Source organism: Tatumella terrea (assembly GCF_039523755.1).
Classification (GTDB): Bacteria; Pseudomonadota; Gammaproteobacteria; order Enterobacterales; family Enterobacteriaceae; genus Tatumella; species Tatumella terrea.
This window is the reverse complement of the sequence record NZ_BAAAFX010000002.1, coordinates 75,113-97,292: the sequence shown is the minus strand read 5'-3', so window position 1 is coordinate 97,292 and position 22,180 is coordinate 75,113. Positions and strand designations below refer to the sequence as shown.

The 22,180-nt window shown below is 51.8% G+C and carries 19 protein-coding genes; 5 read left to right on the top strand and 14 right to left on the bottom strand.

Going from position 1 to position 22,180, the window contains the following annotated elements; translation table 11 throughout:
* Positions 1–17: 17 nt before the first annotated feature.
* The 3 genes from ABD035_RS00500 to soxR all read right to left on the bottom strand — a co-directional run bounded on the left by ABD035_RS00500 (position 18) and on the right by soxR (position 3,859).
* Positions 18–1,667: a Na+/H+ antiporter gene (locus ABD035_RS00500; protein WP_343866815.1), complete on the bottom strand. Its 1,650-nt coding sequence runs from the start codon at positions 1,665–1,667 to the stop codon at positions 18–20.
* A 156-nt stretch (positions 1,668–1,823) separates the two neighbouring features.
* Positions 1,824–3,173, bottom strand: a complete 1,350-nt coding sequence (locus ABD035_RS00495) for an NCS2 family permease (RefSeq protein ID WP_212714097.1) — start codon at positions 3,171–3,173, stop codon at positions 1,824–1,826.
* Between the two features lie 155 nt (positions 3,174–3,328).
* A complete protein-coding gene (gene soxR / locus ABD035_RS00490; protein WP_212714096.1) occupies positions 3,329–3,859 on the bottom strand; it encodes a redox-sensitive transcriptional activator SoxR in 531 nt (176 codons plus the stop codon).
* A gap of 100 nt (positions 3,860–3,959) precedes the next feature.
* Between soxR and soxS the strand changes: the two genes are divergently transcribed.
* On the top strand, positions 3,960–4,370 hold the full coding sequence (gene soxS / locus ABD035_RS00485; RefSeq protein WP_212714095.1) for a superoxide response transcriptional regulator SoxS: 411 nt from the start codon (positions 3,960–3,962) through the stop codon (positions 4,368–4,370).
* A 1,125-nt stretch (positions 4,371–5,495) separates the two neighbouring features.
* Here soxS and ABD035_RS00480 read toward each other — a convergent pair.
* Positions 5,496–7,877 (bottom strand): glucose/quinate/shikimate family membrane-bound PQQ-dependent dehydrogenase, encoded by a 2,382-nt coding sequence (locus ABD035_RS00480; protein WP_343866811.1) that lies wholly within the window; start codon positions 7,875–7,877, stop codon positions 5,496–5,498.
* 704 nt (positions 7,878–8,581) lie between these two features.
* Between ABD035_RS00480 and ABD035_RS00475 the strand changes: the two genes are divergently transcribed.
* Positions 8,582–9,532, top strand: coding sequence for a LysR family transcriptional regulator (locus tag ABD035_RS00475; RefSeq protein WP_343866809.1), 951 nt, complete (start codon positions 8,582–8,584; stop codon positions 9,530–9,532).
* Here the strand turns inward: ABD035_RS00475 and ABD035_RS00470 are convergent.
* On the bottom strand, positions 9,522–10,592 hold the full coding sequence (locus ABD035_RS00470; RefSeq protein WP_343866807.1) for an ABC transporter substrate-binding protein: 1,071 nt from the start codon (positions 10,590–10,592) through the stop codon (positions 9,522–9,524). The two genes, ABD035_RS00475 and ABD035_RS00470, sit on opposite strands and share 11 nt — an antisense overlap.
* A gap of 219 nt (positions 10,593–10,811) precedes the next feature.
* On the opposite strand from ABD035_RS00470, the gene ABD035_RS00465 reads away from it, so the two are divergent.
* From ABD035_RS00465 to ABD035_RS00455, 3 genes are read left to right on the top strand one after another with little or no spacing between them, the layout of a single operon-like run.
* Positions 10,812–12,374: an ABC transporter permease gene (locus ABD035_RS00465; protein ID WP_343866805.1), complete on the top strand. Its 1,563-nt coding sequence runs from the start codon at positions 10,812–10,814 to the stop codon at positions 12,372–12,374.
* A gap of 5 nt (positions 12,375–12,379) precedes the next feature.
* Positions 12,380–13,126 (top strand): ABC transporter ATP-binding protein, encoded by a 747-nt coding sequence (locus ABD035_RS00460; RefSeq protein ID WP_343866803.1) that lies wholly within the window; start codon positions 12,380–12,382, stop codon positions 13,124–13,126.
* Positions 13,127–13,147: 21 nt separating this feature from the next.
* A complete protein-coding gene (locus ABD035_RS00455) occupies positions 13,148–14,935 on the top strand; it encodes an aryl-sulfate sulfotransferase (RefSeq protein ID WP_343866801.1) in 1,788 nt (595 codons plus the stop codon).
* A 222-nt stretch (positions 14,936–15,157) separates the two neighbouring features.
* Here ABD035_RS00455 and ABD035_RS00450 read toward each other — a convergent pair whose 3' ends face one another.
* Genes ABD035_RS00450 through fliD form a run of 9 tightly spaced genes read right to left on the bottom strand, consistent with a single transcriptional unit; the run spans position 15,158 to position 22,171 of the window.
* Positions 15,158–15,904: a C40 family peptidase gene (locus tag ABD035_RS00450; RefSeq protein ID WP_343866799.1), complete on the bottom strand. Its 747-nt coding sequence runs from the start codon at positions 15,902–15,904 to the stop codon at positions 15,158–15,160.
* On the bottom strand, positions 15,904–16,836 hold the full coding sequence (locus ABD035_RS00445; protein WP_343866797.1) for a flagellar motor protein MotB: 933 nt from the start codon (positions 16,834–16,836) through the stop codon (positions 15,904–15,906). Before ABD035_RS00445 ends, ABD035_RS00450 begins: the two co-directional genes overlap by 1 nt.
* The gene (motA, locus tag ABD035_RS00440; protein ID WP_212714091.1) at positions 16,833–17,702 is read right to left on the bottom strand and encodes a flagellar motor stator protein MotA; all 870 of its coding nucleotides are present in this window, start codon (positions 17,700–17,702) and stop codon (positions 16,833–16,835) included. The genes ABD035_RS00445 and motA overlap by 4 nt, the downstream gene beginning before the upstream one ends.
* Positions 17,696–18,415, bottom strand: a complete 720-nt coding sequence (locus ABD035_RS00435) for a FliA/WhiG family RNA polymerase sigma factor (protein ID WP_212714090.1) — start codon at positions 18,413–18,415, stop codon at positions 17,696–17,698. Before ABD035_RS00435 ends, motA begins: the two co-directional genes overlap by 7 nt.
* Positions 18,416–18,424: 9 nt before the next feature.
* Positions 18,425–18,868 (bottom strand): flagellar basal body-associated FliL family protein, encoded by a 444-nt coding sequence (locus ABD035_RS00430; protein ID WP_343866792.1) that lies wholly within the window; start codon positions 18,866–18,868, stop codon positions 18,425–18,427.
* Between the two features lie 22 nt (positions 18,869–18,890).
* Positions 18,891–20,162, bottom strand: coding sequence for a flagellar hook-length control protein FliK (locus ABD035_RS00425; protein WP_343866790.1), 1,272 nt, complete (start codon positions 20,160–20,162; stop codon positions 18,891–18,893).
* 4 nt (positions 20,163–20,166) lie between these two features.
* On the bottom strand, positions 20,167–20,469 hold the full coding sequence (locus ABD035_RS00420) for a hypothetical protein (protein ID WP_212714087.1): 303 nt from the start codon (positions 20,467–20,469) through the stop codon (positions 20,167–20,169).
* Between the two features lies 1 nt (position 20,470).
* Complete coding sequence (fliS, locus tag ABD035_RS00415) at positions 20,471–20,857, bottom strand: flagellar export chaperone FliS (protein ID WP_343866787.1); 387 nt, start codon at positions 20,855–20,857, stop codon at positions 20,471–20,473.
* A 12-nt stretch (positions 20,858–20,869) separates the two neighbouring features.
* Positions 20,870–22,171 carry a flagellar filament capping protein FliD gene (gene fliD, locus ABD035_RS00410; protein WP_343866785.1) on the bottom strand — a complete coding sequence of 434 codons (1,302 nt, stop codon included), beginning with the start codon at positions 22,169–22,171 and terminating at the stop codon, positions 20,870–20,872.
* Between the last annotated feature and the right edge of the window lie 9 nt (positions 22,172–22,180).

Here is a 22,180-nt window from a genome sequence, read left to right as displayed (position 1 = left end):
TTCCCCGGCCGTCTGTCTTACTCTTCTTTCTCTATCAGCAAGGCTTCGAGCAGGTCCAGATCACGCAGCAGTTTTTGCATCGACTCATTGCTGATCTGCTGGGTGGCGCGCATATGATACACCTCCGCCCTTTCAGAACGTAATGCGGTAAGGCGAAAACGCCGTTCCAGATTCTCCGCAAACAGTACCCGTTCAGGATCTTCCTTTCCGTCGATCCTGCGTCGCAGGTTACCGGTCACCCGTGAACTGACTTCCTTCAGAAGATCCGGATCGATATTTTCTTCACTGTCTTTTGCCAGCCGTTCTTCCATTTTATACAAACTGTCGATAGCCACTTTTGCCATCACCGCTCTGGCCGTCCTGAGTTCGCGGGCATTCTCACTTTTATCCATGCCCGGGATCCCCCGCAGCAACATGGGCAAAATAACCACCCCGGCCAGCAGTGAGAACATAATCACTCCGGTGGCCAGGAACACCAGTTCATAACGGGCAGGGAAAGCATCGCCATTCACCATATACAGCGGAATAGATAGCACACCGGCCAGGGTCACCGCCCCGCGGACACCGGCAAAGGTGGCAATTAATAATTCACGGAGGGAATAGTTGCTGAATTCCAGCGGGCTCTTCTTCAGCAGACGCAGGCTGAAACGTTGCATGATATACAGCCAGCCAAACCGCACGGCCAGTAACGCGATGTAAATCATGCCGACATCCATAAACAGGATCCAGATACTGACATTCTGGTCAGCATTGGCCTGTACGATAGAGGCCTCAAGAATACTCGGCAATTGCAGCCCGAGCATCAGGAAGACCATACCGTTGAAGACAAACTCAAGCATCTGCCAGACACTGTTGGCACGTAAGCGCATCGCCAGCGGTGCCTGACGGATAATACCGGAACGGGTAATGGTCATCCCCGCCGCAACAGCCGCCAGGATCCCCGAAAAGCCAAAGTGTTCGGCAATCAGATAAGAGGCGAAAGGCAGTAACAGTAACAGGACGGTCTGGGTCGCCGGGTCATCCCCGCTCCAGCGGCTTAGTAAGCGTAAGGACTTACCGTACAGCCAGCAAATCGCGACACCGGCCAGCAGTCCGCCCGCCGCCACCTTCAGAAATTCGAGGGTGGCGCCGGACCAGGTAAACACCATCGTTCCCATCGCAACCGCCACCGCAAATTTCAGTGACACCAGACCGGAAGCATCGTTCATTAATGCCTCCCCCTGGACTATCGACATAATTTTCTTAGGGATCCTGCCCTCACCGACAATACCGGACAGTGCAACCGCATCCGTCGGGGAAAGCACGGCGGCCAGTGCAAAAGCCGGGATCAGCGGGATCCCCGGGACGGTCCAGTAAATCAGATAACCGATCCCCACCACCGTGATCAATACCAGCACCAGCGCCAGCCCGATAATTTCGCGGCCATGATGCAGGAATTCGCTGGTCGGGGTTTTCCAGCCATCGGCAAATAACAATGGCGGGATAAACAGCACCAGGAAGAGATCCGGGTCAAAATTTACATGCAAGCCGATAGAAGGCCATGCAAGGAAGGCCCCGGCAATAATCTGCATCAGTGGCAGAGGAATATGGAAAGGGAGTAACCGGCTGGCTACCCCGGACAGGGAGACCACCAGGGTCATAATCAGTATAGTAAAGAAGATTTCCATGCTTGCTTTCTAGCCTCTTCTGCGGCGATAAATGTTGAAATCACATCTCCGGGATGCCGGTAGTGTAAAACAAAATAGCCACAAACCCCGCATCCTGATGTGCGAAATCTCATCGTTGCCAGCGGTTTACAGATTAATCCCCGGTCAGTACGGGCGCTATAGCGCCCAGCCCCCGGCATAAAATATCGCCAGCGCGGCAGCGATAATGACGATGGCAGAGTTCAGCTTCCGCCACTCTCCTGCAAACAATCGTCCGATGACCAGGGTGACAAAGCCCAGCATAATGCCGGTCACGATGTTACAGGTCAGTACAATAAAGACCGCGGTAACCAGCCCCGACATCGTATCCACAGTGTCACCGGAAACGACCCTGGCGACATTTTTTAACATCAGCAGGCCGACATACATCAGCGCCGGAGCCGTGGCATACGCCGGAACCAGCCCGGCCAGCGGCGACATAAACAGCACCATTAAAAATAGTAACCCGACCACCACCGCCGTCAGCCCGGTTTTTCCGCCCGCCGCCGTCCCGGCCGCTGACTCGATATAGACCGCGGCCGGAGAAGCCCCGACCACCGCAGCAAACAGGCTGGTTACCGAATCACTGGTCAGTGCTTTTCCGCCATTGATGATTTGTCCATCGTCATCCAGCAGATCGGCCTGACCCGCCACGGCACGGATGGTTCCGCTGGCATCAAAGACCGCGGTCATCACCAGTGCCAGTACCACCGGTAAAACGGCCGGGTGTAATGCCCCGGCAATGTCCAGGCTAAACCACTGCGAATGCCCCTGAGCATCCTGCAGGTGAGGGAACGCAAAAATGCCCTGATAGTGGAGGGAGGGATCGAGCCACAATCCCGCCAGCGAAATGGCAATGATCACCCAGACAATGCTGCCCGGGACACGACGCTTTTCGAGACCGATAATGGCGGCGAGTCCGCCAAGTGCCATCAGGGCCTGGAGCGAGGTAAAGTGGCCCAGCGCGACCGGTAAACCCGCTTCCGGATTTTTCACCACCAGCCCGACCCCATTGGCGGCGATCAATAGCAGAAATAACCCGATCCCGACGCCGGTCCCGTGAGCGATGCCTGCGGGGAGATTACGTAAGATCCACCCACGAATGCCGGTGACAGAGACCAGGGTAAACAGTACCCCCATCAGAAACACCGCCCCGGTCGCCACAGGGACAGAGATATGCTTACCAATCACCAGACTGAATGCCGTAAACGCCGTCAGCGAGATAGCACAACCTATCGCCAGTGGCAGGTTTGCCCACAATCCCATCAGTAAAGAGCCAAAACAGGCCACCAGGCAGGTCGCCACAAAGGTCGCCGATGGCGGGAATCCGGCGGCCCCCAGCATCTCCGGAACAACAATCACTGAATAGACCATGGCCAGAAACGTGGTGAGCCCGGCAATCACTTCCTGACGCAGGCTGCTGCCTCGCTGAGAAATTTTAAACCACCTGTCCAGCCGTCCTGAAGATAGCCGCGGGTCGTAAGACATAAAAAGTCCTCTGGTATATATATTATTATTTATTAGTGATGCGTCTGTCGTCAGAGCAGCGTGTTATTGGGATGGCGACGGATGTCGCCGGAGCAGGAGAAATACTCGTCACCGGCCCTGAAAGGTCGGTGATTATCCGGTTATAAGAGCGACTTTCAACCTTTGTTTTGGAATTGCTTCTTTTGCCGGCCTGGCAGCGGTGCGGAATGGCCCCCGGCGTGCGCTTCCTGCCCGCGTTCCAGCAGGACCGCCCCCTGCCCACTGTCAGCTAAATGATCCCCCGGGTTACGTAACGGACAATCCCGCATCGATAAACAGCCACAACCGATACAGCCATTCAAATCATCGCGCAGGCGCGTCAGTGACTCTATCCGTTTGTCCAGTTCCTCGCGCCAGTAACCTGTCAGCGTTTCCCACTCACTGGCCGACATACGTTTATCTGCCGGCAGCAGTGCCAGGTTATCGCTGACCTCGGATAACGGCAGACCGATGCGCTGTGCCACCTTAATAATCGCCACCCGGCGCAGTACATCGCGGCTGTAACGGCGCTGATTTCCGCTGTTTCGGGTACTGGAAATCAGCCCTTTGCTTTCATAGAAATGCAGCGCAGAGACGGCCACCCCGCTTCGCCTGGCCACATCGCCGGGGGTCAGTACCGGCTTAGGATAATTTCTCTCTTTTTTCATTTGATGCTTTACCTCAAGTTAACTTGAGGAATTATACTTTAGACCGTTGAATATTTCGAACCCCCGACCCGGGTACAGATATCGCCGTAAGGACAGGACTATGATGCAAGAAGAGATCATTCATTCGCTCACCCAGTGGATTAACCAGAATCTGGGTAAACAGTTATCGATCGATGAAGTCGCCGCCAAATCAGGGTATTCGAAATGGCACCTGCAACGTATGTTCCGTGCAGTGACACAGCAGACACTCGGGGACTATATCCGTGAAAGGCGTCTGGAAATGGCGGCAGACGCCCTGTGTAAAACACGGCGGCCGGTGTTCGATATCGCCTTACAGTTTGGCTACGATTCGCAGCAAACCTTTTCACGCGTGTTTCGCCGGCAGTTCGATCAGACTCCGACCGCCTACCGTCAGGCCATGCGCTGTCAGGCCCTGAGAGGAGCCTCTTCTGCCCGCCATGACACCTCACGTAGCGAGCGGCATTCCCCGTCAGCCTCCGGGATCATGTGATCCCTGCGCTGCCCCCTGTCTTAGCCGTACTGCGGCAATGCAGACGCCGGGATACTCTCTCCCCCGGGGTATCTGCGGGTTATCCTCTTAACTTCTCTTCCCCGGCCTGCTCAGGCACATCCGGCAGGTCAGTGGTCGGCGGGTTGTTTCGCTGATCCACCGCGCACTACTGCGAAAGATGGGCTACCGGTACTCTGGTGCCCTGACGGTTTATGCGGCCCTCCGTCACACGCCACACTCCTGTTACGGCCACTGCCACTGCATTTTCCCGATACCGACCTGCGATGACGCTAAAAATATATGCAGGGTCAGGAAAGACGGACCGCATTAAGACCACCTGCCGCCGGTCAGAATCTGTTAAACCACAACAAGCAGACAGCGGAATGACGTAAAAGGCGCCGGAAATGGCGTGGATCAGTCGTGGGCGTCCTTCGGGTAGTGTTTCCACCCGCAATCCGGAGACACAATACCGCAGCCCCGCAGATCAGCAAGCGAAGCGGCAATACGAATGATGCAGAGGTTGAGCCAAACAGCAAACGGCCGGGATATCCCGAATGGAGAACGTGGAAGCCACAACCTGAAAAGTGAAGGATTAGGGGGCATTAAGGACGCAGAAGAGACGCCTCGTTTTATCTGAGTAATAATGACAACAGAATAACGTCCCGGCCTTATAACCACGGGCGATCACCCGCGGGGAAAGCACAGACATGCTAAAAACCTCCGCCCGTATCCTGAAATATGCACCCGTTCCTGCCAGAATGCGCTGCCGTATAGTAACTGACCGGGCCGCCGGGCCTGCCGCGCTGGAAAGCACAGACATGCTAAACATCTCCCCGTATCCTGAAATATGTACCCGTTCCTGCCAGAATGCGCTGCCGTACAGTGACTGACCGGGCCGACGGGCCTGCCGCGCTGGAAAGCACAGACATGCTAAACATCTCCCCCGTATCCTGAAATCTCAACCCGCACATACCAGAGGGCACTGCCGTACAGTGACTGAACGAACCGCCGGGCCTGCCGCGCTGAAAAGGGTAAAAAAAATCCCCGCTGACATTTGCATGCCGGCGGGGATGGCTTACCTGGTCTCTGACAGCGGACACCCTGTGGGGTCCGCCTCATTAACACTTAAGGTAATTTATAAGCAACGATGTAGTCACCCAGCTTGGTACCGAACGAGCCGTGGCCGCCAGCAACAATCACCAGATACTGCTTACCGTCTACTTCATAGGTCATCGGTGTTGCCTGACCACCTGCTGGCAGACGAGCCTGCCACAGCAGTTTACCGTCACGTACGCTGTAAGCACGGATGTAGTTATCAAGCGTTGCACCGATGAAGAACACGTTACCGGCCGTCGTGATTGGTGCACCCAGCATCGGGGTACCGACAGTCATTGGTGGTAATGGGATCGGACCGCCGCTGTCACGGATAGTACCGATACGTTTTTTCCACACAATTTTGTTGGTTTTCAGGTCAATCGCTGAAACGAAGCCCCATGATGGTTCCATACAAGGCAGACCTAATGGTGACAGGAATGCACTCAGCTCAACACCATAAGGAACACCGTACATATGCTGCAGACCGGCTTCTGAACCTGAACCACCTGCGGCACCTTCACCAGGTTCTTCCGGGTTGTTCGGACCACGAGGGATCAGTTTAGAAACGAATGGCAGCTGCATCGGGTTAGCAATCGCGAACTGGTCGTTACCGTTCACTGAAATACCGCCCCACTCGAACATGCCCAGGTTACCCGGGAATACCAGGGTTCCCTGCTCTGAAGGCGGAGTAAAGGTACCTTCGTAACGCAGGCGATGGAACATGATACGACATATCATCTGGTCGAACATGGTGCCGCCCCACATCTGCTTACCGGTCAGCTTGGCCTCAGGACGGAAAGTCAGGTCCGAGAATGGCTGAGTCGGAGAGACGTGATCACCTTTTGCCGCACCCTGAGGTACCGGACGTTCGGTAGCAGGAACCACCAGCTGACCCGTTTCACGGTTCAGGACAAAGATGTTACCCACTTTGGTCGGTACATAGATGACCGGAATGGTTTTACCGTCTTTATCGGTGATATTCGCCAGCGAAGGCTGTGCCGGAATATCCATATCCCACAGGTCGTGGTGGACAGTCTGGTAGAACCAGGCTTCTTTACCGGTCGAGGCGTGTAACGCCAGGATACCACTCGCATAACGTTCCTGCTCAGGAGTACGATCGCCACCCCAGATATCCGGTGTGGTCACACCCATAGGCAGGTAGACTAAATCCAGTTTGGCATCATAAGCTGCAGGTGCCCAGGAGTTAGGTGAGTTAGGCGTATAGTGCTGACCGTCTGCCGGAATAGCATTAGGATCTTTCGCACCCGGGTCAAATGCCCATACCAGTTTACCGGTATTCACATCGAAACCACGGATAACACCGGAAGGCTCACGGGTTGAGTAGTTATCTGTCACTGCACCGGCAATAACAATCACGTTATTCGTGATAACCGGCGGTGAAGTCGGCTCATAGCCACCCGGATAAGCGTTCGGCTGCTGATGCTGCAGGTCCAGCGTACCGTTATCACCGAAATCCTTACACAGCTGTCCGCTTTCTGCATCAACAGCAATCAGACGACCATCGTTGACTGGCAGATAGATACGACGCGAACACATTGCCGGAGTTGCAGGGGCATTACCCGGAGCAACGGCTGGCTGAATTTCATGGTAAGCAACACCACGACAGGTCATGTGCTGGAAGGTCGGGTTATATTTGATCTTCGGATCAAAACGCCATTTTTCTTTACCGGTCGCTGCATCAATAGCCACCAGGATCTGGTGCGCAGTACAGGTATACAGCAGGTTACCGACTTTCAGTGGCGTCGCTTCGTTGGTGATTTCACCCGGATCATCCGCACGCTTCAGGTCGCCCGACTGATACTCCCAGGCAACCTGCAGGTTTTTAACGTTAGTGTCGTTGATCTGGCTCAGCGGAGAATAACGGTCACCGGCCTGAGTACGCCCGTAAGCTTCCCAGTTTGCTGCCGGCATATTCGCGCCTGGCTGCTCAACACCGGAGTTCTGAAGGTTCAGCGTCCCGTAGACTGACTGAGGATCCTTACCGAAGAACGCCGTCACCACCATCGCCAGGTTAATCACAATCGCGATCACCATCAGAGCGGTTGATTTCTTGTTAGGCGCTGCCAGCTGGCGGTAGACAAACGGCAGAATCATCCAGATACCGAACAGTACCCAGATATCCAGACGTGGTGCCAATGCCCAGAAGTCAAGACCGGCTTCGTAGTAGGACCAGATAGCGGTAGCTAACAGGATGAGTGCATAAAGATAAAAAGCACAGCTTCTTTTCTTTAACAGCATGACAGTAAACACCGCCATCGCGATGCCGCTGATCAGATAGTAAGCACTGCCGCCCAGGGAGAGCAACCAGCCACCGCCGATGATCAACCAAAGGGTACAGAATACCGATATAAGTAGAGTGATGAGGCGTAAACCTCGGGATTGCCGTGACATTTAATTAACCTTTAAGTTAACAACTGTATACATAAGTAAAAGTTGCAATAGGGTATTCCTTTTTTCTGTCTATTAGTATCGTTTTTTGTGACCGGAGCACATTGACAATAACATTTGTTAATATTTCTCATGACAATGCACCAACAATTTTTCTCATTTATCTGAACAATTTCCTGAAAAAAAACTATATGTTAGCTGCAATATTAGGAATTTTACTTATCTGCCATATATAGCAAAAAGTTAAATAAAACAAAGCTTAGATGAAAAATAGGAATAAAAAAAACCGACCGAAATTGTTTAAAAAATATACTTAAATGAATGGTATCGGTTACATCATCAGACCAGGCTATTCGTCCGCCAACAGATCGGCGCCGTTACGATACGGATTGCTCCGCTCCGGCCCCGTACATAAAATGCAGGCATCCTGTTACTACATGACGTGATAACGATTTAAGGTCAATGGCATTCCACTACCGAATGTCAGATTCGGCTGACTGATAAAAATCTGCCATAACCTGTAATGCAGGTGTTAATGATGACCAGTAAGGGGAGAATGGCTGATACAGGGAGAAATCGATGAAAAATGAAAATTAAATAGCATAAAAAATGATATAATCCATTGAAAGTTTAAGCTTTAACTGCCGTTTAAAACACGCCATTTTTACAGTAATTTTACTGTGATGGGACAATATGAGACAAGGGCTATGCATCTGGATTTCCGCCAACTTCGTAATTTTATAGCATTAGTCGAATATGGCAGTTTCAATCGTGCAGCTGATGCTGTTTGTCTTTCTCAATCAGCCTTTAGCCGAAGTATTCGCTCTCTGGAAGAAAGCGTGGGCTTTCCGCTATTCAACCGGCAAACTAAAGCACTAACACTAACAGCCCACGGAAAAAAGCTCTTACCGTATGCGCGTCAATTGAAAGAGCTGAACGCTGAAATCAGCCACCAGCTTTTCGAAACAGACTCAACACTGACAGGGGAAATTAATTTTGGTTGTGGCCCGGCTCCCGGAGCAAGACTCATTCCGGAGGCGGTTAGTGAGTTTTATCAATGCCTTCTAAAAACCAGAGTCCGCTTTCATATCGATAATTGGGTTAACTTACATCAGGCTTTAACAACACGGAAATATCCTTTTGTCGTGGCCGATAGCTGGCAGGCAGAGTTAGATCCTATGTTACGGGTTCAGCCTTTACCTCCCCAACAATGCTTTTTCATCTGCCATACCAGTCATCCACTGGCCCATCAGGGACCTGTTTCTGTACAAATGCTGCTACGCTATCCCTTTGCTGCCCCCTACCTGCCTCCAGGTGTCAGGAAGGTGCTTGCAACGTTAAGTGAGCAGCAGGATTTTGTTCCTGCCATACAATGTGACCATATGTATGCACTCCTCTCGACACTTTCACGTACACAGGCAATCAGTTTTGCCAGTGAGGATGGCTTTGCACTTTACCAACACAGCCATCAATTGGTTAAACTGGAGTTGACTGATCTCCCGGATGAATGGAGATTGATGCAAACCCGATTTGCAATAATTTCTCTGGTCAATACCGTACAGCCACCACTGGCTGAAAAGATGATTGATATTATCTTGCAAACCGGGTGTGCGCATCAGCAACAGCTCGCCGGATACCGTGGAAATTTTAGTCCTTAGCCATAACCTGACCTTCAGTATTATAAAGTGGCCAATGCTTTGTGAGATGATCTGCCTTAAGCGCCTGCTCGACGAAATGGTCATCTCCCCACTGGCTGGCGTCAAAAGCTGAGCGGATAAGACCCTCATTTTTTGCCTGACTTATGCTACTACCTAAGCTCCCGTTCAGAAATGCATCGAGACGCGGAGACGTCATAAAGTTCAGTTGATTAGGAGGTAACTGTTCGAGGAATAATGCTTGAGGGATCTGACTTTGTTGCGCCATCTCTGCCGACCATGACTGACGATTCTTTGAATCACTGATTTCCGCTGCATTTCTGACAAGAATATTCACTATCTGCTGAGTCGCTTGCGGCCAGCGGTTGATAAATTCCTGAGTCGCAAAAAAACCGGCCTGAGTCGTATTACGCAGCCCTGTGTCGCTACTTTTAGCTACAATATTTATTTTATCGCCGCGTAAAGCGAGCAGAGACATCCCCCCCCATACAGCATCTATGCGATTAGCCGCTAAAGCTGCTTTTCCTGCATTCCAGTCCAGATTTATGACTTGCATATTTTGCTCGCTGAGCCCGACTGTTTGTAAAGCGCGATCAAAGGCTAATTGGTCAGCGGTTCCACGGTAAACCGCAACCCGTTTTCCTTTGAGGTCAGCAAGTGTTTTTATTCCGGAGGTCTTAGTCGCAGCTAAATAAGAATCAGAACCCCGGCTACCTAATAACAAACGGGTAGGTAATCCGTTAGCTTTACCAATTATCGCGGCTAAATCACCGAGATAAGCAAAATCCAGCTGCCGGTTAGCCAAAGCCTCATTAACTGCAGGCCCCGCACCTTTAAAGAACTGCCACTGTATAGTCACTCCCTTAGGCTTGAATTCATTCTCCAGCTGATGGCGAATATAAGCCATCCCTAACGGACCGCCAATAAACGGTTTACTACCTGCACTCTGGTCAGGCACCCCTATACGTATCGTCTTTAACTCTTCTGCCTGAGTACTCGCCATACTCACTACAAAAATTACCAGCAGGGCTATACCCAGACGCCGGAAAAAATTAATTATCATTGATGTTTCTCCTGTGAATAGTGTTTCACCCTAAAGAGGAGACAGGCATTGTGTTAAATGCTTTTATTTGCTTATTAAAGAAAAAAAAAGGCGAAACCAGTAATAACAATACTCACAGAATGAAATGCATTTTATGCATCAGTAGTATTCGATTAATGCAATGACAATTTGCTTCAGGAGGGGTTTTATAGGCCTATAATTTTATTAATGCAGACGCCTATGTCACAGATAACACTAAGGAAAAGTAGACTTCCCCGGCAAAAGTCACACTATAATGGCTGGCCATGGTTGCTGCCGTTACTACTCTTACTATTGTGGTATACCGCATCCAGAGAGCAATGGATGCCAATACAAATTTTGCCGGAACCTTTTGATGTTGCAAATACGGCATTTTCATTAATAAAAAATAATCTGTTCTCACAATGGGGATTTAGTCTTCAATATCTGGCTATGGGGTTATTTGCTGGCACAGTGGCGGGTACCCTACTGGGTGCCCTGTTCGGATTAGTCCCTGCAACCGCACAGAGAGGAGAACCTCTGTTTTATACCCTCGCACAGATACCGACCCTGGCCTGGATCCCTTTGTTTATGGTGGTTTTTGGCATAGGAGATGGGCTGAAGCTGGCCGTAATTATCAAAACCACCCTTATTCCCGTCACCATTAACACCCGCCAAGCCGTTTCCAGTGTCCCATTAACACTGAGCGAGGTTGCAAAAGTGATGCGTTTTACACGCTGGCAAAAACTGCGTTGGGTAGTCATCCCCTCGGCTTTACCCGACTGGTTTACCGGCCTGCGCCTGGCCTTATCCCAGGCCTGGGTATCACTGATCGTCGTTGAACTACTGGCCTCCTCAAAAGGTATCGGCTATCTGATGGTCTGGGGACGCCAGATGTTCCAGATGGATATCGTTTTTGTCACTATCTTTGTGATTGGCCTCAGCGGGATGTTGATGGAATGGGCGACCACCAGGGCTTATCGACGGCTGGTCTTCTGGCCACTGCCTTCCGTGGGACATCGAGCACAGATCACAACCTCCGGCTGGAGAGCTTTGCAATTACCCGTCTTACTACTTTTCATCTGGCAATTTGGCAGCCAGTGGGGATGGCTGGATAACACTTTATTCTCTTCCCCCTTCGCAGTGGTACTTCGTTTTATCTCAGGGATAACCAACGGTGAATTTGAAGCTGCTATGTTCGCCAGCCTGAAACGGGCCATTATCGGCGGGTTCGCCGGCATAACGGCGGGACTTTTTTTCGGGCTGCTTTTTGCACTAAAAAAGCGTACCGGAGAAATATTCACACCGACACTCAATGTACTGCGACATATTGCACTATTTGCATGGCTCCCATTGCTGACGGCATGGGTAGGTAATGGTGATGAAGGAAAAATAGTATTTATTGCTCTTGCTTCCTTTTTCCCCATGTTTTTTAACACTCATCAATCTGTGACTCACCGGAATCCACAACTGGATGAAGTTGCCCGGGTTCTGGGTATTTCCGGACAGCTACGTTTACGCAGGCTTATTATTCCCGGGGCCGCGGCCGGTATTTTTTCCGGACTACGCTTAGCGCTGATTTACGCCTGGCTTGGCAATATTGGTGCTGAATATTTTATGTCATCAGGCACCGGTATCGGGAGCCTTATGTTTAATGCACAACAACTTCTTGATATGCCAACAATCATTTGCGGCATGGTACTCACAGGAATGACAGGCGCTCTGCTGGATAAAGCCGGCCGTTTACTTGAATTACGCGCTACGCGCTGGCGTAACAAGGATTAACTCTGATGAAAACGTTACCTCTTATCTCTTTTCGTAATGTCTGCAAATCCTGGAATCAGGTGACTGTCTTAGAAAATTTCAACCTTGATGTCACTTCGGGTGAACTGGTGGTATTAGTCGGTAGCAGCGGATGTGGTAAATCAACGTTACTACGTATGCTTGTCGGCCTTGAGCCTGCAAGCTCGGGAGACATTTTAGTTAGCGGTAATCCCGTTTCTGGTGTGGGTAAAGAGCGGGGAATAATCTTTCAGGAACCGCGGCTTTTTCCCTGGCTGACGGTCACAGAAAATGTTCTGTTGGGTCTGGCGAACAGTCCGTTGAACAGTTCAGAAAAAAAACAACTGGCATTAAATATGCTCGAGCGGGTTCAGCTGGCTGATTTTGCGAATGTACTCCCCTCACAGCTGTCGGGGGGGATGGCACAACGTGTCGCTATTGCTCGCGGTATTATCGCTCATCCTCAAATATTAATGCTTGACGAACCTTTCGGGGCGCTGGATGCACTCACTCGCCACACTCTTCAACAACAGTTGCTTGAGCTTCATCTCAGTACCGGCAGTACAACCTTACTGGTAACCCATGATGTCGAAGAAGCTGTCGCTTTAGCCGATCGAGTCATCGTCCTTTCTCCACGTCCCGGACGTATACGTGAAGAAGTAAAAATTACACTCCCTCACACCCGACACAGAGACGATATTGCCTTTATCGATCTCTGCCGACATATACGCCACCTGATTACAGACGTCTTATAATTTTATTCGAGGAGTCATACTATGGGATATCCCTCAGTTTATCCGACCGGGGCCACTCTTTTCGACCCACTACGTACCTGGAGTGGATATACACTATTCCAGGCAACAGAACATGGGGCTGTATTGATTGATATGAACGGAAATGTCGTCCGTGAGTGGCCTGAGCTCCATGGTTTTCCTAATAAAATGCTTCCGGGAGGTTTCATCCTGGGTCATAGCGGGCAACGTGACCCTCGTTATGGAATGCAGGATATGGTGGATCTTATTCAGGTCGACTGGGAAGGGAACATTACGTGGAAATTTGATCATTACGAAGAAATTAATGACCCTCAGAATCCTGTCCGCTGGATGGCCAGAGCACATCATGACTACCAACGTACCGGTAATCCGGTCGGTTATTATGCTCCCGGCCTGGAACCCCGGACGGAAAGCGGAAATACGTTAATTCTGGCGCATACTAACCTGATTAACAGGGATATTTCCGATAAGTGTTTATTAGATGACACTATCATTGAGGTCAACTGGGCTGGCGAAATTATATGGGAATGGCGTTGCAGTGACCATTTTCATGAGCTCGGTTTTGATGAAGCAGCCCGAACAGCAATACGTAACAATCCCAATATGCGTGCCAGTAACGGAGGAATGGGTGACTGGATGCATATCAATTCAATGTCTACGCTAGGCCCTAACAAATGGTACGATGCAGGTGATACCCGATTCCATCCTGACAATATTATTTGGGATGCGCGTGAATCTAATATAATCGCTATTATCGATAAGAAAAGTGGCAAGATTGTCTGGCAACTTGGTCCGGATTATAACAAACCTGAATATAAACACCTCGGCTGGATTATTGGCCAGCACCATGCACATATGATCCCGCAGGGGTTACCCGGTGCAGGAAATATCCTTATTTTTGATAATGGTGGCTGGGCTGGCTATGGTTCACCTAATCCGATGTCGCAAGATGGCGTAAAAAATGCCTGGCGCGATTACTCCAGGATCCTTGAGATCAACCCTCAGACATTAGACATCGAATGGCGTTATTCTCCATATGAGGCAAACCTCCCCCATCCTACAGATTCATATCGGTTTTACAGCCCATACATCAGTAATATGCAACGGCTGGAAAATGGCAATACACTGATAAATGAAGGGTCTAACGGGCGGATTTTTGAAGTAACGCGCGACCATGAAATTGTCTGGGAATATATTTCTCCCTTCCGGGGGAAGAGCCTGAACAATAATATGGTATATCGTGCTTATCGCATTCCCTATGACTGGATACCTCAGTTGGATACCCCTCAGGAAATAGCTATTCACACCAGCGATGTCTGTACCCTCCGGCAACCAGGTGCAGGAGCAGCAGGACCCGCCCAAAGTTCAGTCAGAGTCGCAGGCGTCCAGCCCTATAATAAAAGTGCCGATGCACTTTGTGTTGCAACAGATAGCGATACTCTGAGAAGAAGCCCTAAATTATTTAAGGTGGCAGAAGAAACTTTCGTTCCGGTACATCATTCAAAAGAGCTGCAAAGCGAACTTCCAGTTTTATTATTCGTCGGGGCTGAGCGATGTGTTCATTGCCGGAAATTATGGCATCTTCTCAATGATGCTAATGTGGCTGAACGCTTATCATTAACTGAAAAACGTTATCTGGATGCAGATCATCATCAGGATCTCGCCACACATCTGGGTGTTCGGGGCCTGCCCACGCTACTCGCTGTACAACAAGGGAAGTCGATAGCCAGAGCTCCTGCAACCCCTTCTTTGGAACAATTACTTCAATGGTTGAACGACACCGGCTTCTGAAGGGCAGTATGAAGTAAAATATTCAGGCCGGTATGACTTTCTGTCAGAAAACGGTGATTTCGGGTTTTCTGACAGACTTCTTTTAAATTATTTATGTCTCTCACTACGTATGCCCGTCAGTAAGTGTCCTCTGTTCATTGTTATTGCATAATAAACGCTGATTGCGAATACTCATCAACACGTCTGAATCTACTGCTGTCCGTGACCTCTGTACCTTACTGATCAGTGGCGCAGGTTATGTTCTGTGAGTACACGACGCGCGCCGGCATAATGCTGTTGCCAGAAGGGCTGGTCCAGCTGGCTGATACGGATGGACAGTCCTGTGCGGGGAGCTTCGATAAACTGATGATTTCCCAGGTAAATCCCCACATGGTCAGGCACATCCCGCCGGTGAATGTAGAAGAAGACGAGGTCACCCCGCCGGAGTTCAGTCGTAAAGACCGCCGCCATGCGGGGATCCGTGAACAGCGCCTGCGCCGTCCGCGGAATGGGCCAGTTAATTGCGTCACGGAACGCAAACCAGACGAGTCCGCTGCAATCGAACCCCTGCCCCGGTGTCTGACCGCCCCAGCGATAGGGGCGGCCAATCTGAGCGTCCAGCGTATCCAGTACCTTTGCCAGCGCAGAAAGTAATTGCGGAGACCCGGTTTCTCTCAGTAATTCATCGGTGGTTAACGGTACCCACCCAAGGCCGCTATCGCCCGGAATAATGCCCCGCCGCAGTAAGGCCAGCGTGGCTTGTCGCTGTTTTTTCTGACGCAATGCCCGCGAATGCGCGGACGCCGCTGTCGCCGCGATACCTGCCGATAGTACGGACTGATGCCACAGGCGTTGACGGTTACGCTCCCGTTCAATTTTCGCCATCCGCGCCTGGTGGTCAGCAGGCTTCGCTGCCTCTCCGTGCAGGGGCAGTAACAGAGCGCTGAGCAACACTCCCCACAGGCATGTCCGGGTACACAGCCTGCTCATCAACGGACATCGGTCATTTGATCATGCGGCGACAGCAAACGGGCCTGAGACGAAAATGTTTCTTCCCACTGCGCCAGTCCCTGCTCAGATAAGATAATAAACTCAATCCGCCGGTTAATCGGATTGGTCGGCTGATGACGATCCAGGGGCTTCTGATCTGCAACGCCGGAGAGCTGAACGATTTTATCTGCGGAGAAACCGGCATGGATCATCACCTGGCGGGCAGACTGTGCCCGATCCACCGACAAACTCCAGTTATCGTAGTAAGGATTCTGCGGATAAGGGGTCGCATCCGTATGACCAATAATGATCATATGATCGCGGCTTTTATCCAGCACCGGTACCAGCCCGGTAAGTAATTGCTGAAAATAAGGCGTGACCCGGGCGCTGCCGCGTTCAAACATGGCCCGGTGGGGATCATCATTTACCACCACCCGCAGCCCCGTTGCCAGCTTCTCAATCCGCATATTGTTCTGCGCCTTCTGACCTGCCACAAAGGTCTGCAGGGCGGTTTGCAGGCTATCCTGCGACGCGGCATTTTTATCCTGAGCAGCAACAGGGGCGGTTTCTGCTGTTGCTTCCTGTGCGGTCTGCGTGGCCTGTGAGGGCTGAGCGCTCTGCGGCCTGGCGTCATGTGACGCTGCCTGAGGTGAAATATCGGGTGAAACCGAAGGTGCCGGATCCTGTCCTGAAAAAGAGATAGGGCTGAAGGAGTGGCTCTCAAACACCGACTGATTATTTAAGGTATACATAATCGCTTTCCGGTCTTTTTCAGAGACCTGCCCCATGATCCACATCACCATAAAAAGTGACATCAGCGCCAGCATAAAATCGGCAAAGGCCACCTTCCAGGCACCGCCATGCCCGCCGGCATGGGCCCGGCGAATATTACGTTTAATAATTGTCGTCGAATTCTTCTGGCGCACGCTCATCGCGAATCAGGCTCCTGGCGGTTATCTACCCAGGCCTCTAACTGAGAAAACGAGGGCTTAATTTCCACGGGTAACATTTTCCTGCCGGCATCCACTGCCAGCAGAGGCGGTTTGCCTGCGACCTGATTGACCATGATGGTCCGCAGGCATTCAAAAGCGGTCATTTTTTTCTTCACCAGCTGTTCCATCGCATTCGCCAGCGGGTCAATCAGGCAATAACAGATGAACACCCCCAGAAAAGTGCCGATCAGTGCGGCTGCCACTTTGACACCGATCACGGCAATAGAGCCATCGATAGACTGCATGGTGATCACAATACCCAGCACGGCGGCACAGATCCCGAAGCCAGGCATCGCCTCCCCGGTACGCTGTAACGAACGGGAAGCCTGCAACAGATTCTCTTCAACCGAATGAAGCTCCTGTTCCAGCAGCCCTTCCAGTTCATGTTCATTGATCTTGCCCATCGCCATCATACGAAAATTATCGGCAATAAAGGTACACAGCTCTGAATCGCTGGCGATCAACGGATAGCGCTGAAACACCTCACTGTCGGTAGGGTTCTCAATATGATTATCCAGGCTGCGGAGTCCGCCATTCTGTACACTGTCCAGCAATTCATACATCAGCAGTAATAGCTGCTGTGAGTAATCAGCGGAGTAACTGTTTTTACGCATGACGCCTTTTAACTGGGCAAGGATCTGCTTCAGTACCGTGGCGGAGTTAGCCAGGATCAATGTCCCCAGGCCACACCCAAGAATAATGACAATCTCTCCGGGCTGCCAGAAAGCCGCTAAACGTCCGCCTGAATGCATATATCCCCAAATCAGACAGATAAATACAATCAGGATCCCACCAATCTTCAACATACTGACTCACTTTGCTTTAAATACGCGACTAATTTATCGTTCAACCGTTTATTCAGCTGACAGACCCGGGCTTCACTGATTTCCAGTACCAGCGCTATCTCTTTCAGGTTCATATCATGCTGATAATAGAGGGTCAGGATCAGCTGTTCCCGCTTATCCAGTACGGCGATGGCCTGTGAAAGCTGTTGCTGACGCGCGTAGTAACGTTCCGGATTATCCCGTTCGGACCCGAAACGGCCTTCGCCCTCACTTTCCATCACCGCATCCAGGCTTTCGATGCTGGCCAGATACTCACTTTGCAGATAATCATGATAGGTCTGAGCATCTATCTGCAGTGCCTGCCGGATCTCCGGCCACTCCGGCTCACGACCAATCTGTTTTGCCAGCTGGCGGATTTGTCTGGCAATATCATGGGTTTGTTGTCTGACCGTACGCGGCCGCCAGTCCGCCTGGCGTAATTCATCCAGAATCGCCCCACGGATCCGGTACTTTGCATAGCCCGGAAAAGCCTCATCCGGAACGCCATAGCGTCTCAGTGCGGTCAGCAACCCCATCAGCGCAATCTGTTGTAAATCCTGATAATCCATCACCACACTGGCGTGATGAGCGATTTGGCGCAGGATTTTATGGACCAACGGTAAATACTGACGAATACAGGCCGCTTCCTGTTCCGCACTGAAGGTCTCGTCGAGAGAATATTCAGTAACTGACATCGCAGCACTTCACTGAAAAACCATCTTACTGATCATCACATCCTCAAACGGCAGCGGGGTCACCCCCAGCCGCGCCGCATCTTCCCGGTATTTTTTAAGCAGTTGGTCATGTAATTCGGGGATCTGGCGTGCGCGAAGCGCAGCATACGGCTGATTGTTGAGCAGACCGACCGTGGCACTGCGGACAGCAGGTTCGAAGGCCATGGCCCGCGCAGATTGTGTCTCCCCTCTCACCACCAGCACCAGATCGAGTAACAGATAACGTTCGCGGCCGTTTTCTCCCTGCAGGGTAATGATCAGATCTTTGACATCAATAAAGCTGGCCTCCGGTGGGGCACTCTCAAATAACTTGCTTAACCCGCCTGCGCCCTCCGGACTCTGCCTGGCGGTTAACCACCACCCGCCACCGAGCCCTGCCAGGGCCAGTAGCAACACAAGGGATACAATAACCACGGACTTTTTCATTAAGGTGCTCTTATAACGTCATTAAAATGGACTGATCGGTCGGGGCTTCCGCCGCCGCAGAAAACGAATAATTTCCTGCCACACTGATACCCCGTTTTTCCTGCTGTTCCCGTCGAGCCTGACGACGTTGTTGATCTCCCTGCGCGGAGACATCAACCTGTACCTGCCCACCCTGCGTCACGACCAGTTTTTCTTTCAGATCACTGGCGGTTTGCTGCAAAAGTTGCTGAGTTTCCGGTATTTCGGCACTGAGATGCACGGCGGTTTTTCCAGGCTCCAGATGTAAAGTGATCGCAATGGAACCCAGTTCAGCCGGGTGCAGACGCACTTCCGCGCTCTGTATCTGCTGACTGACCTGCCACTGTAAATGCTCACCTAATGCGCGGGTCAGTTGTTGCTGACGCGGGTCTTCATGACCGACCGACAGACTGAACAGTTGAGTGGCCGGCGATGCCGTCGCCTGTGCCGGCTTTTCCGCCGCGACCGGGACCGCAGGCTCCGGCCCGGCGGCATGTTCATCAAGTCTGTGAAACACCGGTAACAGACTGCTGTCCGTCGGTGATGCGATAGCCGCTTCTGCGTCTTTTACCGGCGCAGGATCTGTGGTATCTGAAACGGTGGAAGGCATCAGCGCCGCTAAGGGGCTGGCAACAGAAGCCGTGACCGCCGGATCAGTGTGATGCGGGCGCTCCATTGTTACGCCTGAAGCAGGCAACGGGACTGCGCCGCCGGTTAATAACGATGAAGACGCTGCCGGTGATGGCTCGCGGGAGCGCGGGATCCCGGAGGGCAGGACAGGTTGCAGGAAGATCGGCACCACACCGGAAGGATCCTGTGACGTGTCCTGCGATTGTTTTTCTGCGGGGAGAGCCTTTCCGGTTTTCTCCCCGCGACTCCCGCCATTGACCGGCAGCCACACCGGCAGAGCGGTCGCCGGCGATACATTCTGCGCTTGCCCTTCTTCAGCCGCGGTTTCCACGGTCTTGCCGCAGGCCGCGGTTGTCACAGGTAGCCCGCTTGCCGGATAGTCAGCCTGCGCCTGTAAACTGTTAAATAAGGACTGCTGATCGGACGGGCTGACTGACGGCGTTACCGGTGCCGATCCGGCCGGGGTATCACTGACGGCGGCGGCCTTCTCCCCGCGCTTTGTCTGCCCGGACGACGGTGTCATCACCGCCGAAAATGCCATGTTTCCGGTACGGGGATCGGCAGGAACGGAAATATCCGATCCTGTGCTCTGTGTTGCAGTAACACTCTGACGGCTGACAGGAAATGGCATCATGGGTTCATCCTGCAAAACTGTCCTGATCCGCAAAGCAGGCATAGGCTGCCATCGCTTCACGCTCTGCCAGCGTTTGTTGTATTTTGTGCCACAGGTCGTCGGCGTCACGCTGACATTGGGCCAGCCCGGCCTGATAGGCCGTCTGCAACTGCTGCTGCTGAGTGACAGAAAGGCTGCCCCGCGGGAAGCTGTCCGCAATCTGGCGATTAATGCGCGACAACGCCTGCCAATCCTGGCGGCGGATAGCCGCAGACAATGTTTTTAACAGTGTGTCCAGCGCGGTGTCTGACGGGGACTGATTATCCATCTTACTGCGCCATTTCCCGCCATCCGGCTTCAATCTCAGCTAATAAACGTTCAGCTTCAGTGATCTTATCCACGGACAACTGGTGGCTGGCTTCGTATAAGCAACGCACGCAGTAGTCATATAACCCGGCGAGTGTTTTGGCCAGCTCTCCGCCCTGTTCATAATTCAGCGCACTGCTTAACGCATTAAGAATATCGATGCAACGATTGATACTCTGCGCCTTTTGCGCATAACGTTTTGCCTGGATATGGCTCTTAGCCCTGATTAACTCATCCATCAGCCCGTTAAACATAATGAGTACCAGCTGATGCGGCGTCGCGGTGGCAACCTGCCTTTCTAAATCCGCAGACTGGTAATCGTAACTGCCGTGGGTGTCGTTAGCATACATAGTGAATTCTCATCAGCTTAAAAGGCTGCTTAACGTACTGTTCATCTCCTGCATCGAACTTTTCAGCCGGGTGAACTGTGATAAATAGCGATTGTAAGCATCGTTATAACGTGTGGTGATTTTGTCCTGCCGATCGGTTAACTCCGATTGCTGACGGTCCAGTACCGCCTGTCGGCTCTGTAATACGCCCTGGCTGGTGCTCAGGTAGCTGTTCATCGTTTTATCGAGGGAAGTCAGTAACCCCTGGCTATTAAAAAAGGTGTTGATCGATTGCGGGTTCTTCGCCAGTTGTGTTTTCAGGGTGTCACTGTTTAAGGTCAGCTTGCCATCTTTGTCCGACGTGATCCCGAAGCTGGTCATATCGAGTCCGTTGACCTGAGTACGGATCTGGCTGTTCAGCGTGGTGGTCAGTGACGACACTAAGCCGTCATTACCGCCACTGGCGGATCCCTGAGTATCTAAGACGCTGCGCAGCGTGTTATAGGCATCCACAAAACTCTGCAAATTGCTCTGAGTGCCGCTGGTATCTGAGCCAACAGTCAGGGTCAGCGGCGTACCCGCTGTTGTAACCGACTGCAGATTAATGGTGACGCCCTGAATAAGGGAGTCCAGCTTATTTGAACTGCTGGTCAGCGCCAGCGACCCGATGCTCACTTTGGCATCCTGCGCCGCCGAGATTTGCGTCCCCTGACCGAATGCCCCGGCACTCTGGCTATCCAGTTGCTGAGTATCCATCTGGATTTCGTTGGCGGTACCGCTTTCATCGCTGCTTAACATCAGCTGCACTTTGCCGTCAGTTTTTATCAGGGATGCCGTCACGCCCGGATTATCGGAAGACTGATTCACCGCATCGGCAAAGTCGGCCAGCGATGAGACACTGCTCATATCGACTGACATACTTTTCCCCTGAACGGACAGAGACAGTGTCCCTGTGGCCTGCTTCATCATGTCATCGGTCAGCCCGGTATAAGCCGTTTGCTGAGCCGAGGCCAGCTGGCTCACGGTCAGGTTATAGGTTCCCCGGTTGGCCTGTGAGGTGGTGGTCACGGTAGCCACCGACGACTGGCTGAGCGTCGCGCTATTGTTCAGCATCCCCTGCGTCGAAGTGTTCAGACTGGCAAGGCTGCTGCGAAACGTCGTTAAGGCTGTCTTTAATTTACTCAGATTCGTGGTCTGCGTCGTCAGCGTCGTCTGTTGGGCTGTCGCCGCATTCTTCGCCGCCTGGATATCGTAACCAGCCATCTGAGTAGCCAGTGTTGTCGGGTCAAGGGAACTGATATCGGTCATTGTGGCTACATCCGCTAAGAGACTCATCAACGCAGG